This is a genomic window from Pseudomonas sp. LBUM1673 (assembly GCF_059695645.1).
The window spans coordinates 3735565-3750845 of sequence record NZ_CP166780.1 but is presented as its reverse complement, the minus strand read 5'-3'; the positions used below and the strand labels follow the sequence as shown (position 1 = coordinate 3750845).

10 protein-coding genes and 1 pseudogene are annotated in these 15281 nt (G+C 58.6%); 6 read left to right on the top strand and 5 right to left on the bottom strand.

The genetic code is table 11. The annotated features are described in order from the left end of the window. Positions 1 to 41: 41 nt before the first annotated feature. From ACA044_RS17170 to ACA044_RS17155, 4 genes are all read right to left on the bottom strand, one after another. Positions 42 to 245, bottom strand: a complete 204-nt coding sequence (locus ACA044_RS17170; RefSeq protein WP_497442480.1) for a hypothetical protein — start codon at positions 243 to 245, stop codon at positions 42 to 44. A gap of 684 nt (positions 246 to 929) precedes the next feature. Continuing rightward, positions 930 to 3950, bottom strand: a complete 3021-nt coding sequence (locus tag ACA044_RS17165; protein ID WP_497442479.1) for an EAL domain-containing protein — start codon at positions 3948 to 3950, stop codon at positions 930 to 932. After that, positions 3938 to 4957 (bottom strand): substrate-binding domain-containing protein, encoded by a 1020-nt coding sequence (locus tag ACA044_RS17160; RefSeq protein ID WP_497447248.1) that lies wholly within the window; start codon positions 4955 to 4957, stop codon positions 3938 to 3940. The genes ACA044_RS17165 and ACA044_RS17160 overlap by 13 nt, the downstream gene beginning before the upstream one ends. A 1069-nt stretch (positions 4958 to 6026) precedes the next feature. Beyond that, positions 6027 to 7184: an alpha/beta hydrolase family protein gene (locus ACA044_RS17155; RefSeq protein WP_497442478.1), complete on the bottom strand. Its 1158-nt coding sequence runs from the start codon at positions 7182 to 7184 to the stop codon at positions 6027 to 6029. Positions 7185 to 7626: 442 nt separating this feature from the next. Here ACA044_RS17155 and ACA044_RS17150 point away from each other — a divergent pair. Both ACA044_RS17150 and ACA044_RS17145 read left to right on the top strand, forming a co-directional pair. After that, a pseudogene (locus tag ACA044_RS17150) lies at positions 7627 to 8721 on the top strand (HAMP domain-containing protein); the annotation flags it as partial. Next, complete coding sequence (locus ACA044_RS17145; RefSeq protein ID WP_497447247.1) at positions 8716 to 9579, top strand: methyl-accepting chemotaxis protein; 864 nt, start codon at positions 8716 to 8718, stop codon at positions 9577 to 9579. The pseudogene ACA044_RS17150 and the gene ACA044_RS17145, both read left to right, overlap by 6 nt. 24 nt (positions 9580 to 9603) lie before the next feature. Here ACA044_RS17145 and ACA044_RS17140 read toward each other — a convergent pair whose 3' ends face one another. Further along, positions 9604 to 10515 (bottom strand): LysR family transcriptional regulator, encoded by a 912-nt coding sequence (locus ACA044_RS17140; RefSeq protein ID WP_497442477.1) that lies wholly within the window; start codon positions 10513 to 10515, stop codon positions 9604 to 9606. A gap of 328 nt (positions 10516 to 10843) precedes the next feature. On the opposite strand from ACA044_RS17140, the gene ACA044_RS17135 reads away from it, so the two are divergent. The 4 genes from ACA044_RS17135 (at position 10844) to ACA044_RS17120 (ending at position 15271) form a co-directional block, all read left to right on the top strand. Beyond that, entirely contained in the window at positions 10844 to 11782 is a 939-nt protein-coding gene (locus ACA044_RS17135; protein ID WP_497442476.1) for a VOC family protein, read from the top strand. A gap of 15 nt (positions 11783 to 11797) precedes the next feature. Further along, positions 11798 to 12160 (top strand): Rieske (2Fe-2S) protein, encoded by a 363-nt coding sequence (locus ACA044_RS17130; protein WP_497442475.1) that lies wholly within the window; start codon positions 11798 to 11800, stop codon positions 12158 to 12160. A gap of 178 nt (positions 12161 to 12338) precedes the next feature. Continuing rightward, on the top strand, positions 12339 to 13463 hold the full coding sequence (locus ACA044_RS17125) for an FAD-dependent oxidoreductase (protein ID WP_497442474.1): 1125 nt from the start codon (positions 12339 to 12341) through the stop codon (positions 13461 to 13463). A 128-nt stretch (positions 13464 to 13591) separates the two neighbouring features. After that, positions 13592 to 15271, top strand: coding sequence for a DUF1302 domain-containing protein (locus ACA044_RS17120; RefSeq protein ID WP_497442473.1), 1680 nt, complete (start codon positions 13592 to 13594; stop codon positions 15269 to 15271). The last annotated feature ends 10 nt before the right edge of the window (positions 15272 to 15281 follow it).

Below are 15281 nucleotides of genomic sequence, written 5' to 3'. Positions count from 1 at the left end.
ATACGGGGGGAGGGGAGGCAGGGTAGTTTCTTTGTTGCCTGTTACGGCCCCATCGCGAGCAATCGAGCGTCGACCCAGCGCTGCGCTGCGTCGAGCAAGTAGACAGCGGTCCTGGCGTCGGTATCGGTCAGGGAACTGTAGCGGGTTTCGTTGTACGTAGTCCTGAGGGTGATGGTCGGCCGTGGTGAGTCGAGCTGGAACGGGTTGGCGCCGATCTTGCGCATTTGCGGATTGTAGCGGAACAAGTTTCAACTGGATTGACCCGTTGTTGCTCGATCTGATGCTCAAATTGTCTACGAAAAGATCTCGATGTTACCTGCATCCATGAGGTGTATTGCGATCTTTGGAAGGTGCAGGGTAGCGTACACTCGTATTGAAGCTAGCGAGTCCACCCGGCTCAACGACCCTGTCGGGAGCGGACTTACTTCTCTGATTGGCTTTAGATAGAACTCGGTAGAGTGGCTTGGAATCATTCCTTTTTTGTTCTTGAAACGCCCATCGAGCAAGTCCAGAATTGAGTCCATTCCTGCTTCAGGAATAAAAGAAACCCCTTAGATTTCAATGGGCAGGACGCCAGATGCGAGTCTCGTTTCCCGCTCCAGAATTCACAGAAAACGCCACTCAATGAGTGTAATGCTGTTCACTTAAGCCGTGATGCGATCTGTAGCAGCTGGCGAAGGCTGCGTTCGGCTGCGAAGCAGTCGTATAGTCAGTCATTGCGGTGCGTCAGGTACACCACGGCAGCCGGACTCACGACTGCTGCGCAGCCGAACGCAGCCTTCGGCAGCTGCTACAAAAAATGCGTCGCGGCTGAAATTGCTTAAGTGAACAGTATTACACTCAATGAGTGGCGTTTTTTTGTGCCTGGCGAATGGTGTTCCAGGGCGATCGGCTTCTGACACAGCAGCGTTTTACCGTGCGCTGAGTCATTAATGCCCGGGCATTGGGCTGCTTGGGCGTTTTACATTGCTTTTTCGCCTTACCGAGTCACGGCTCGCAATGCGGCTCGGTTGAGGCAACCGGGGCGTACGCAGTAACAGACTGATTTCCTCTGCGCTGACCGCTCTGCTGAAAAAGTAGCCCTGAATTTCATCGCAGCCGTTTTCACGCAGGAAGGTTTGCTGCTCTTCGGTTTCGACGCCTTCGGCAATGACTTTGAGGTTCAGTTTGTGCCCCAATGAAATCACCGCGGTAGCGATGGCTTTGTCGTTCTCGTTGTCGGGCAGATCGCGCACGAAAGACTGGTCGATCTTGAGTCTCGCGATCGGGAAGCTTTTCAATGCTGCGAGGCTGGAGTAGCCGGTGCCGAAGTCGTCGATCGAGAGACTGATCCCCATTGATTGCAGTTCTTTCATTTTGCTGATGGCTTGCTGAAGGTCTTGCATGATCAGACTTTCGGTCAGCTCCAGCTCAAGGTACATCGGGTCCAGTCCGCTTTCTTGCAAGGCATGCATCACCCGGTCGATCAGGTCCCTTTCGATGAACTGGCGTGCTGAAATATTCACCGACATGGTGATCGGCGGCCAGCCCGCATCCTGCCAGTCCTTGTTCTGTCTGCACGCGGTATGAATCACCCAGTCGCCGATGGGTACGATCAACCCGGTCTCTTCGGCCTGCGAAATGAATTTGATTGGAGACACCATGCCGAGCTCGGGGTGCTGCCAGCGGATCAGTGCCTCTACGCCGATAATCTGACCTGACTGCAAATCTACCTGTGGCTGGTACAGCAGCAGGAACTCGTCATGGTTGAGTGCGTTTCGAAGCCCGTCTTGCATGGCGAGCTTGCCCTGAACCTTGTTATTCATCTCGCTCGTATAAAACTGGTAACTGTTGCGGCCCAACTCCTTGGCCCGGTACATGGCGGCGTCCGCGTTGCTGAGCAAAGTGTCGGTATCGCTACCGTCGGCAGGGTAGGTGGCCAACCCCATGCTGCAGGTGACGTGGAGTGTATGTCCGCTGAGCTGAATCGGCCGCAGGATGGCTTCCTGGATTTTTTGCAGGGCTGGAGTCACGCCGTCGAGGTCTGAGGGCTGGTCGAACAGGATGATCACAAACTCATCGCCACCCAGTCGCACGACGGTGTCGGTGCGGCGTACACACCCCAGCATGCGCTGGGCGACGGTTTTCAGCAATTCGTCTCCAGCACTGTGCCCAAGGCTGTCATTCACCAGTTTGAATTTGTCCAGATCGAGAAACACCACCGTCACCAGGCGGTTGTAGCGCTGAGCATAAAGTATTGCCTGCTTGAGACGGTCTTCGAGCAGTGTGCGATTCGGCAGCCCGGTCAGTGCATCATGGTCACCCATATAGCGGATGCGTTTTTCGGTCAGTTGGCGTTCTATCGCAATGCCGGCAAGAGGCGTCGCCATGTCGATCATTCGCGTCTCGGTCGAGCTCGGGCTGCGTACGGTGTTGGAATACAAGGCAAACGTACCCAATACCTTTCGCTCATGGGACAGAATCGGCGTCGACCAGCAGGCGCGAAATCCATAGGGCGCAGCGACTGAACGGTACTCCTCCCACAGCGGATCCAGCTCGATATCCGTGACAATGACCGGTTCTCGTCGATACACCGCGGTGCCGCATGAACCGACGTTCGGACCGATCGCAATCCCGTCAATGATCTGGTTATAGGCTTTCGGCAAACTGGGGGCAGCCCCGTGCAGCAGGTGCTTGCCATCCTCATCCAGCACCAGGATGGACACCATCATCCCCTCCAGTTGGGACTCGACCAGATGAGCCAGGCTGTCGAGGACTTCTGCAAGTTCGGTGCTCCTGGCGATCAGCTCAAGGACATGACCTTGTCCGGCACGGATGACGGCTTCTTGCTCTAATCGGCTGTTTTGCAAAGCGAGCCGCTCTGTGGCGATACTCAATTGGACCGTTCTTTTTTCCAGCTGAAGTCGGTCTTTGAGGAATTGATTCACCGCGCGAGCCATGTTGCCGATCTCGTCCTTCCCATGTTCCGCCATCATCAAATGCGTTTTGTCAGTGTGTTCCTGACGCAATTGCCGGCTTATTTCATTCAGACGCACGAGCACATGACGCCCCATGAAGACCCGAGTCACGAACCAGGCGAACATCAGGCTGGCGCCCAACATGATCAGCACCCATTGCTGGCTACGATTTGAGGCCTCGACCAGGCGCTGCACGGCTTCGCGATAGTCTTCGGTGTAAGCACTGGATTGCGAGCGGGCCACCGCGACCAGAACCCCGGCCTCATTCTTCAGTTCCTCATTGAAGCGCTGAATTATGTTGTGCTGGTTGATGAGCCTCAGGCGCAGAGAGAAGAGGTCGGGCATCTCCACATCAGCGTCGGGCAACTTGCCTGTGGTACGTGACAAGCGCTCATATTGGGTCCGCAGCCGTTGCACGGCATCACTGTCACCGGCCTGCGGCAGCTCGAAAAGTAACACCGCCAGTTCCAGGCTGGCCCGGGTCTGGATCGCGGTTAACCGGGCGGTGTGATCCTCCAGGGTTTGCTCGAAGGTGACTTCGGTTTGCAGCAGGCTTTCTCGCAGCTGCGCAACGATGTTGGCGGTATTGCGGAACATCTGACTCGACTGATGCATGTCGAGTATCGCCACGCCACTGTTCGCGGCAGTCAGCTGCTGCACCAGTTGATCAAGGGCTTCAAGCTGTTCGACGGTCGCCGCATAGCTTGAGCGCAGGGTGTCGGGGGAGCGGGTTGTCAGGAGCTGATCGGTCTGGCGTTCGATCAGCAAGGTGCGCTGCAGCATGTCTTGCCCATCTTGCATGCGGACCAGTCGTTCATCCGTCAGCTGGCGGGTGGCGCTGTTTGACGTCCGCAACGCGTAGACCGCAGTTGCACCTCCCGCCAGGATCAGCAGCGCCAGCGTCAGAAACGCCAGTGTGAACTGTGCGCGTAGCGATTGCGGCAATAGCTGGCGTCCGAGCCGGGAAGTAACGTCCAATGTCAGGGATTCCATAGGTGGCGATAGATGTCTCGATAGCCATTGTCAGGGTCGTACTGGAATTTCTTTCCGCCGTCGAAGGCGACATTGTCGGCATTGACCAGGTGAATCGGTGCTACGAAGCCGCTCACCGGCTGACCTGCAAACAGTCGGTTCAATTCATCCATTACTTGCCAGCCATGCAGGTTGAGCGGCTCGGCCACGGTGACGGTCTGGTAGGTTTTTGCCTGTATGCGCAAGAAAGCCGAAGCGCTGCCATCACCGGCAGACAACAGGCTGATGCCGTCACTGGGTATTGCGGCGTTGGTCAATGAGGCAATCGAGTAGTCGAAATAGATATCGTTGATGGCCAGCGTATGGGTCCAGCGCTTGCCATAGCGCTGAAGCAGCTCCTTGGTGATCGCCGGCATCTTCTCGCCACTTTCGGAGATCGCGACATCGCGCACTTCCAGCAACGAGCATTCCCGACAGGCCCGGATGACGTTTTCCATGGCCTTGGCTTTCGCCATGGCGATGCTGTATTTGGAGTCGGTCAGGATGACCACGCCGGCGCGTCCGTTTGACTGTGCCACTGCCGCCATGGCCGTGAGGCGAGCCACTTCGAGCGGGTCGGTCGTGACGTTCATGGCCACTGGCGTGCCGTCAATCGGCCCGGGTTGTGCCCCGGCGTGCCAGCCAACCACCGGTACATCCCTGTTGGCGAAGAGGATCAGCGCCGCATTGTTCTCAAGGGCATCGGAGCCGCACAGAATGAGGCCGTCGGGTTTCGCTGCCAGGGCATCGGAAAAGGCCTTTGCGCGCCCGGCCGATGATCCAGCCCCATCGAATATCTTCAGCGTCCAGTCCATCGCCTTGGCTGCCTCGCGAGCGCCCTGCGCGACACCGACAATTCCTCCATTACGCAAATCTTCTGCGACAAAGGCGATGCTCTTGCCCCGCTGGGCTTGCGGGCCGGATTCAGGGCCGCTCCAGCGAACGGCTTCGAGGGTGGCCCTGGACACGATTTCCTGCGCTTGAATCACCGTAACCGTGGCGTTTTCGACACCTGCTGCGGTTGGCAGGTTCTGGCCGTATCCGGGAGTTACCGTGAAAAGACAGAAAACCGTAATTGAAGCCATCCAGAGTAACCGGGGCCTGATCAGACAGGTTCGATCACCGCATGTAATGCCGGGTCTGGAGCCGATGGCGCGATCATAGTCTGGCATGGCGTCCCTTTTTGCCAAGAATGTAGCGTTCACTATCCGAAAGGATAGTCGGTTCTGCAGTCATCAGGTCTTTTGGGTGAAGTGCGCGAACTTTAGTCCTGAACATTCAGGAAATGGGACAGGGTCCATGGCACAAAACAAGGGACGAAGGCCAATTGCATCGTTGACTACATTGAGTCGTTTTACAAGGCTTCGACTTTGCATAAACACCAGGCAAAAAAACGGCACCCGGCGTTTTTGGCTGTGTGTGATTTGTTGGGCTGTGCCGAGGAAAAGATCGCGATCTCTACATTCGTTCTGCCGCTTTCTGCGAAAACTATCCCTGAGCCCGTTTCTCAGGAATGTAAGTGCAGGTAACAGGCCATTCGAAAAACTAGCCGGCTGTTGAAAAGCAGGATTTCACCCACGGTGTGGGCTGGGGTGTGGGCTGTGAGGTTTTACCAAAAGCCAGAAACGAAAAAGCCCCGAATAATCAATGCTCTAACGCACAAAATATGACGGAGGCGATGGGGGTTCGAACTCATGAACCTGCTACAGTCGACGATTTTCAAGTCAAGAAATATTCGTTTATTTTCAATATGTTAGCGATTGAATGTTTCCGCAAGCGTCCATCATCGACCGATTGAATCCACAGCCGAAAGCAGACTTTCACCGCAGCATCTCTCAGGAAAATGCAGCCTCGACAAATGTCTACAGCGCGGCTGGGACGCAGCCAGCACGATGCGCTGACGGTTGCGCTGGTCGCGTATCAGGCTGAAGCCAAGCGACCTGAGTCCTGTTGAATACAGGACTCAGGTCGGTAGGGGCTAAAAGATCGCCGAGTCGCGCAATTGCACCGTAAGGCCAAGCCAACACCAGCCGCGAGTCTAGTGCGGTTTAACATCCATCATGCAGTACGACCGCCGAGAACTTCAGCGACCCAGTCGGCAATGTAGTGGCCGGCATTGATACTGTTATCGAAGCTCGAATGCTGGACGCCGCCTTCACGTTCAGTGAATATTTTCAGCTCGCGTTTAGGGCTGTTGACCAACTGCTCGTAGGTGCGGTGTGCCCACTTCAATGGAATCTGCGAGTCCTTTTCACCGTGAGTGACGAGGAACGGCACCTTGATGCGATCCAGTATGCCGTCCAGGTGGACATTCTCGGCGATGGCCATGAACTCCTCGGTGTCTTTGGCGCCCCATACCCAGGCCACATGCGACCAGTAATGCGGAACCGGGAAGCTGCCTTCTTTTTCCATGCGACGCTTCTGCACATCACGCCAGTCATGGTTGGCACCCCACACCACCCCGCAAGCGAAGCGTGGCTCGAAGGCTACCGCACGGGGGCAGTAATAGCCGCCGAGCGAGACGCCTTCCAGGCCGATGCGTTTGGCATCGATATCGCTGCGGGTTTCCAGCCAGTCCACCACACGACTGGCCCAATGTTCGCTGTCAAAACGCGCAGTCAGATGATGCAGGCGCAGTGCTTCGCCGGTACCAGGCTGGTCGATGATTAACGAGGACACACCACGTTTCGCCAGCCAGGCGGGCAGGCCGACTCGGTATTTCATTTCTTTGGTGGAGTCCAGTCCGTTGACCTGCACCAGAATCGGCGCCGGGCCGGTAGCGCCTTCGGCACGTACCAGCAGACCGAAAATGTGTTTGCCTTCGTAAGGGATTTCAACTCGCTCGCAGTTTTCTTGCGCCAGTTCGATACCGCGTTGGAAGGTGTGTAAAAAGCGCTGATACAGCTCCGTACGGCCAGGGGCACCATGGGCCTGCAGGCGTTCGCAGCTCAGATAATAGGTAGCGGCGCGGTTGTATTTTTCGCCAGCTGACAACATTCGGCCATTGGCTTCGTCTTCCTCAGCCAAGCCGCAAAGTTTGTCGGCCATTTTCGCCCAGGTTTCACGGAAGGCCTTGCTGCCGGCGGCATCCGGCTGCTTGGCGGCCTCCTGCAGCGGCGCGCACATCTCTTCGATTTCGCCGATGCGGGCCCCCATTTCAATGGCGAGGTCGACGGAAAGATTCCACACGTAGTTGGTCGGGAAGTAACGGAACATGATTGTTATTGTCCTTGTGCAAGCAAAGGCAGGCGGTCAGGTTCGGGCCAGCAAGTCCGGGTTTGACGGTTTGAAACAGGCTAGGGAGGGGGCAACTATTTGGCCAATCGCGAGTCGGGATGGCAGGTATTGAGAACCGCGATGGATCGGGCAGACAGATGCGCCCGGCTTAAGCGTTTCTTGCCCACAGTTCAAGCCGCAACTCCAGATACCAGGCATCGTACTTTGCGATTCCTTCTAGCGAGGAATGCGATTGGTGCCGTCGAGGTGCGACTTATTAAAATTGCCCTTGGACCGCGCCGTTGGCCGGTCACACCCTCCAGCCCTGCCTGGAAAAAATCATCCGCAAGGGTGTGACCGGCCAGGTGCAAGCACTGCTTCGCGCAGTGCTCGACCCGCCGATTGATGAACTGTCAATGCCGTCAGTCACGGCATTCTTTCCATGCTGTGTAAGGAGATGGGCATGTCTGTACTGAGCCGTGTGCTTGGCAATCTATCGGTGGGTGCCAAGCTGTCGCTGGGTTTTGGCCTGGTGCTGCTGGTTACTCTGGGGGTGGCGGTCACTGCTTTTCGTTCTCTGGGTGTGTTGCAGCAGCGCGGTGAGCAATCGCGTCAGGAGTCATCGATCCAGGCACTGATCCTGCGTGCCCGTATCGCGGAGAAGGCATTCGCCCTGGACCTTGCTCCGCAGCGCCTGGAGCAGGTACGCGAGACGATCGGAAAACTGAGCCAGCAACTCGATGATGAACCGGCCAATAGCGCATCGCGCGCCACCGTACGCACGGCTGTCAGCGCTTATCTGGAGCAGTTTCTCGGCTATGCCGATTCGTTGCATCGGGCTCGCGAAGCCCGCCTGCGAATGCAGACGCTGGCGCAGACGGCTGGCGATAGTTTTACCCTGCTGTTTCTCGATCAACTGGATGTGCTCAACACCCAGTTGGGGCAGGGGACACCGCCGAACAGCGATCAGATGGTGCGGCTTGAGCAGACCGCCGCGTTGCGGGACAAGCTCGCCAAGCTGCGTGACAGCGAACTGTACTACTCGCTCGATGGCGAGGAGCGTTACCGCAGCGACTGGGAAATGAGCATGAGTGACCTGCTGGCCGCCATGCAGGCGCTCGGTCTTGGCGAGCAGCAAGGCGAGTCGCTGCAGGAGGCGAGCACGGCCTTGGGCGACTACCGCAAGGCCTTCCTCGAGTTCGTCGACAGCCGTGGGCAAAGTGCGCAAAGCAGTGCGGCAATGAACGCGCAAACCGAGCAGGTGAGCAAGTTGCTGGCCCAGGCCGATGAACAGCAAAGGCAGGCGGTACTGGACGATAATCGCAATGCCGATCGCCAATTGGGCTTGATCACTTTTCTGGCGCTCGCCTTGAGTATTGGGGCCAGCCTGCTGATCCGCCAGTTGATTGTGCAGCCGCTGCGCCAGGCTGTGCAGTTGGTCCAGCGTGTGGCGGCGGGGGATCTGAGTGATCCGCCGTCAGGCAGTGTTCGTCGTGATGAGCTGGGCCAGTTGTTGGGCGCCGTGGGCAGCATGCTGGGCAGCCTGCGCGGATTGGTTGGGCGCATCGACCGTGGTGTTGGCTCGCTTAACGGCATGGCCGGCAGCCTGGCCGAAGTGACCCTGAGCAACAGCCGTGGTGTCGAACACCAACGCCAGGAAACCGAGCTGGCCGCCACCGCCATGCAACAGATGGCCGCCACGGCGCAGGAGGTCGCTCGCAATGCGGGTGAGGCCAGCGAAGCGGTGGCGCATGCCGACGAACAGGCGCGTGAGGGCGATGAGCTGGTGCGTCAGGCGGGTGGCAAGATCGACCATCTGGCTGTGGAGATGAGTGGTTGCGCGCAAGCCATGCGGTCCCTGCTGGTGGAGAGCGCGGCGATTGGTGGCGTGCTCGATGTCATCAAAGCGGTGGCCGAGCAGACCAACCTGCTGGCGCTCAATGCCGCCATCGAGGCCGCGCGTGCTGGCGAGCATGGTCGCGGTTTCGCCGTGGTCGCCGATGAGGTGCGCGGCCTGGCACGGCGCACACAGCGTTCGACGACGGAAATCGAAGGGTTGATCGTTCGTCTGAGCGGTGTTGCCCAACAAGCCGCCGAGCGCTTGCAAGGCAGCCATGTGCTGAGCGATGAAACGGTGGTTCTTGCCGCGCAAGCCTCTCAGGCACTGGCGCGGATCACCCGGGCGGTGTCCAGCATCGAGCAGATGAACCAGCAGATTGCCGCGGCCGCCGAGCAGCAGAGCGTGGTGGCCGAGCAAGTCAGCCAGAGTATGACGCGGGTGCGCGAAGTGGCCGAGGGCAGCGCAAGGGAAAGCCTGCAACTGCAAGTCTCAACGGCCGACTTGCAGCAGGTTAGCGGTGAGCTCAAAGCGGCCGTCGGGCACTTCCGCACCTGACCCGCCTCCGAGCAGTGGCGGCAACTACTGCTCCAGCTCGTTGATGATTTGACTGATTTTCGCCCGCAGCCAACGGTGCATCGGATCCCCATCCATTGTGCGGTGCCAGAGCATGAACTCACGCATCACCGGGATTTTCACCGGTGGTTGCAAGATGCGCAGCGGCAGGTAGTTGGCGTAGAGCCTGGCCATGCGCTGGAGCATGGTGGCGACGCGTTGGGTGCCGACGATCAACTGCGGCAAGGTGTTGAAGTCGTGGGTCACCACTTCCATGCGACGAGTGAAACCGTACTGGCTCATCAGCCATTCTTCGACGCTCAGTTGCCGGTTGCGGCCAAAAATCACTGATACATGGCCCATCTCGATGTACTGATCGAGGCTGATGCTGTCGCCCACTTGGGTGTTGCCTTCCCACACAACGCAAACGTGTTCTTCTTCGAACAGTAACTGCGATGGGTGGCCTTCGATGAGGTAGCGCTCAGGCACGATCATCATGTCGGCCTCGCCGCGCATCAGCAGCTCGGTGGAAGTGTCGCCGGGGCCAAGCAGTTCGAAGGTAATGTGCGGGGCTTCCAGGTAAATCTTCTGGATCACCCGGGCAAACAGGACGCTGATCAGGTAGTCCGAGGTGATCAGGCGGAAATGGCGCTTGCTGGTGGCTGGGTCGAACACCGGTTTGGCGGTGATCGAGGACTGGATCGTCAGCAGTATCTGGCGCACTGGCGCCGCCAGTTCACGGGCATAGGGCGTGGGCTGCATCTTGCGCCCGACCTGCGCCAGCAGTTCATCTTCGAAATAGACACGCAGCCTGCCCAGTACACCGCTGGTGGCGGATTGGGTCATGTGCAGGCGTTCGGCGGCGCGGGTGATGTTCTGCTCTTCCAGTAACACATCAAGCGCCACCAGGAGGTTGAGATCCAGGTGGTTAAAACGCATGGCGGTCTCGATTTTTGTATTTATTTTGCAAATACCTTCCGACCTTCCTATCGCGGCGTCAAGCCCCGTGAGGGGGCGCATCGACCGATGCTCATTCGATTTTCCACGTCACTTGGCGCTGTGCAGCCAAGTATCGCGTTTGCCGATAGGTCACATCCCGACAAGCGATTAGTCAGTGAGTTTTCGCCACTTCAGTATCGGCCCACAGTCGGTTGGCCGTGACGCTTTATCGACTCCAAAACCAGCATCAGCAGCGCACTGCCTGGCATTGCTCCCATAAGCGGGATGTCCGGCCCTTGTGCTGAATAATTTCAATGGAGTGGTAACAATGAACATCATCGGCCTTGATGCCTTGATTTTTGGCGTCGACGACATTCAAGCCTGTACCCATTGCCTGCGTGACTACGGCCTGCTACCTGTCGATGTCGACAGCGAGGGCGGTCGTTTCGAAGCCCTCGACGGCACCGCCGTGATTATCCGCCGGGCTGACGATGCCAGTCTGCCGGCGGCCATCGGGCCAGCACCATCGATTCGTGAAACCATTTATGGCGTGGCCAGCGTGGCTGATCTTGAGGCCATCGCCGATGAGTTAGGGCGCGATCGCCTGGTGACCTGCGGTGCCGATGGCTCCGTGCACAGTGTTGACGATATGGGTTTTGCCATTGGTTTTCAGGTCAGTGTGCGGCGCCCGTACAGTGCGCCGGCCGACCTGACCAATGCCCCGGGCCATGCCCCCCAGCGCCCGGTTAACCAACCGGCCATCAACCCCGATATGCAGGCCCTGCCGCGCACCCTTTCCCATGTGGTGTATTTCGTACCGGATGCGGTGAAGGCCGAAGCTTTTTACAAGCGCCTGGGCTTCATGACCACCGACACCTTTGTTGGCGCTGGTCCGTTCATGCGTCCAGCCGGTTCCGATGACCACCATTGCTTGTTCATGATCCAGACGCCACCGCACATGAAGGGTTGCGAGCACTTCACCTTTCACATGGGCAGCGGCACGGAAGTGCTGCTGGCCGGGCGACGCTTCGAACAGCAAGGCTGGACCAGCTTCTGGGGGCCGGGCCGTCACCTTTTCGGCTCCAACTGGTTCTGGTACTTCAACAGCCCGTTGGGCTGTCACATCGAATACGACGCAGACATGGACAAGCACGATGACACCTGGCAAGCGCGCCAGGCGCCGTTGTCGGCGGATAACTCGCAGCTGTTCCTGTTCACTTCCAGGGAAAAATGGTTCCCGAGCGGTCCGCCGCCCAAGCAGGCCTGAGTGCGGACTTCGTCCATGAGTCACGTCGCCATTGCGCTATGTCGACTGGATGAACTGGTCGAAGGGCAGGCCCGCGGGTTCGATCCCCTGGGCACGGGGAAGGACAGCGTGTTTGCCCTGCGCCATGGCGGCGAGGTGCGGGTCTATCGCAACAGTTGCCCGCATCTTGAGGTGCGCCTGGAGTACCGCAAGGATCGTTTTCTCAGCGTCGATGGCAGCCAGATTGTCTGTTACGCCCACGGCGCCCGGTTCCTTCCGGACAGTGGCCTGTGCATCTACGGGCCGTGCCTGGGGGAAAGCCTGAGTGCTCTGCAATGGCATGCAGAGGCTGATTGGCTGGTGCTCGAAGCGGGTCAATTGGAGGCGTGTGCACCTTAATCAACGTATCGCGGTTGCTGATACATCGTATCCCTACATGCGATTAGTCAAACGCCTGCTTTGCCGAGAAAGTGAGCACAACGCGGTAGCGAATGCGTGCAGAAACAGCCGGTAGTGAGGCCTCGGATCGCTCCGGCAGAACGCTTGCGTAAATAACAAGAATAAGAGTGAGACAAGCATGAAAGCAGTGAAAAAAGTGCTTATCGTCGGTGGTGGTATCGGTGGTCTATGCGCCGCAATCGCTTTGCGTCGCCAGGACATCGAAGTCGAACTTGTCGAGCTCAAGACGCAATGGACAGTCTACGGCGTCGGCATCATCCAGCAGAGCAACGTAGTGCGCGAGATGGCCAAGTTGGGTGTGTTGGACGGCTATCTGGATGCCGGCTACGCGTTCGAGGATTTGACCATCCATACCACGGCCGGTGAACAGCTGGCGCGGATTCCCGGTCAGCGTCTGGCCGGCCCCGAATACCCGGCCAACGTCGGCATCTCGCGCCTGGCCCTGCATCAAGTCCTCAGTGACACCGCCATCGCCCTGGGCGCCTCGATTCGCCTGGGCCTGAGCGTGCAAACCCTGGAGCAGGTGGACGAGGGTGTTGATGTGCTGTTCACCGATGGCAGTCGCGGCCGTTACGACCTGGTCGTAGGGGCCGATGGCCTGTACTCCCAGATGCGCGGTTTGCTGTTCGGCGAGCAGTACCAGCCGCGTTTCACCGGTCAATCGGTGTGGCGCTACAACTTGCCGCGTACAGCTGGAATCGATCATCTGGCCACTTTCCAGGGGCCCGCCGGCAATGCCGGGCTGGTGCCGCTGGACCGCGATCAGATGTACATGTTCGTGACCTCCCATGAGCCCGCCAACCCCCGGATGGATGCCGCCACGCTGGCGGCCCAGATGCGCCAGCGCCTGAACGGTTTCACCGGCCTGATCGGCGAACTGCGCGAGCAGATCCGCGACAGCGACCAGGTGGTCTACAAGCCGTTGGAGGTGGTGTTCGTCAGCGAGCCCTGGTACCGCGGCCGTGTTGTGCTGATTGGCGACGCAGTGCACGCCACGACACCACACCTGGGCCAGGGCGCCGGCATGGCCATTGAAGATGCTGTCGTGCTTGGCGAAGAGTTGGTCGCCGGTGGCAGCGTCGAACAGCAGCTCGAACGCTTTATGGCACGCCGTTACGAGCGCTGCAAATTCATCAGCGAAAGCTCGGTGCTGGCGGGTGACAAGGAAATTGCCCACGACAACAGCTTCGACCGGATCGGCCTGGTCAGGCGGATGCTTGAGGTCACGGCAGAGCCCATCTGAGGCGCCGGCAGGACTGATTTCGCTCTCCCATGGATGTTTCAAACCCGTGCAGGCCTGGCCTGGCTCGACTGCGGGCGCTGTTTCACCAGAAGAGCTGACATACAACAACAATAAAGAGGGTTACTTCGATGGTTACTCGCAAGATCGCTGCGTCGCGGCGTATCCCCTTCACCCTGACCCTTGCGGCCAGCCTGGGGCTTGGCGCTTCGGCTGCCCAGGCCTTTCAGATCGATACCGGCAATCCCGACCTTAGCTTGCGCTGGGACAATACGCTGAAATACAGCTCGGCCTGGCGCCTGAAGGACCCCAGCAGCAAACTCAGCCAGGGGCAGACGGCGTTGAACCAGAATGACGGCGATCACAACTTCGGCAAGGGGTTGATCTCCAATCGTCTGGATATTCTTTCCGAAATGGACATTGGTTATCACAACTTCGGTGCCCGTCTGAGCGGTGCCGCCTGGTACGACACCGTCTACCAGGACCGCAACGACAACAACGACGCGGCCAGTGCCAACCAACGTTCGGTGGGCTTCGACGAATTCACCAGTGACACTCGTCATCTGCACGGTGGCGATGGCGAACTGCTGGATGCCTTTGTCTACTGGAACGGCGAGCTGGCCGACCGTGCCTTGTCGGTTCGCGCGGGGCGCCACGGCCTGATCTGGGGTGAGAGCCTGTTCTTCGGCGCCAACGGCATTGCCGGTGCCATGGCGCCGGTGGACGTGGTCAAGGCGCAATCGGTGCCCAATACCCAGTTCAAGGAAATCACCCGGCCGGTCAACCAGCTATCGACCACCTACCAACTGACCGATGACATGTCGTTGGGCGCTTTCTACCAGTTGGAGTGGGAAGAAACTCGCTTGCCTGGCTCCGGCAGCTACTTCTCCACCAGCGATACCATCGGCGAAGGTAATGAGCGACTGATCACTGGCGGGCCATTCCCGGCTTTCCTTGGTGGTAATGCCGATAGCCCGGCAGCGTTCTTCCATGGCAAAGACAAGAAAGCCAGGAACTCCGGTCAGGGCGGTCTGCAGCTCAAATACACTACCGGGACAGTGGATTACGGTCTGTATGCGCTCCAGTATCACGAGAAAACGCCAGCGCTGTATTTGAAACCGAATGCCACCGGGCCTGACTTCGGTACTGGGGAAATCGGTGAATACTCCTGGGTTTATCCCGAAGATATTCGCGTCCTGGGGGCCAGCTTCGCCACCACCGTGGGCGAATACAGCTTTGCCGGTGAGGCATCGACGCGCTGGAACATGCCATTGGTGTCCAACGCCCAGACCGTCCTGCCGGGCGTCGAGGCGGACAACAACGATGACGCTCTGTACGCCGTTGGCCGGACGGCCCACGTCAACCTCAATGTGCTGGCATCGCTGGGGCCTTCCTTCATCGCCAATGAAGCCAGTCTGGTCGGGGAGATGGCCTGGAACCGCGTGCTGTCCGTGACCAAGAACCGCGCGGCCCTTGACCCTAACTCCACCGATGACGGTCTGGGCTTCAAATTGGTGTACACGCCTACCTATCGCCAGTTCTTCCCGGGCGTGGATATCGGTATTCCGATGGGCATCAGCTACTTCCCCATGGGCAAGTCGGCCGCGGTCAGCGGGTTCGGCCCGGATAAAGGCGGTGACATGAACATCGGCGTCACCGCGACCTATCTGGACCAAGTGACCGTGGGACTGACTTATACCCACTTCTACGGCCCCGAGGACACCACGCTCGATGCCGCCAACCACTTCAACTACAAGCAGTCGTTGAAAGACCGGGACTACCTGGCTTTCTCCGTCAAGACCACGTTCTAAGAGGATTCGC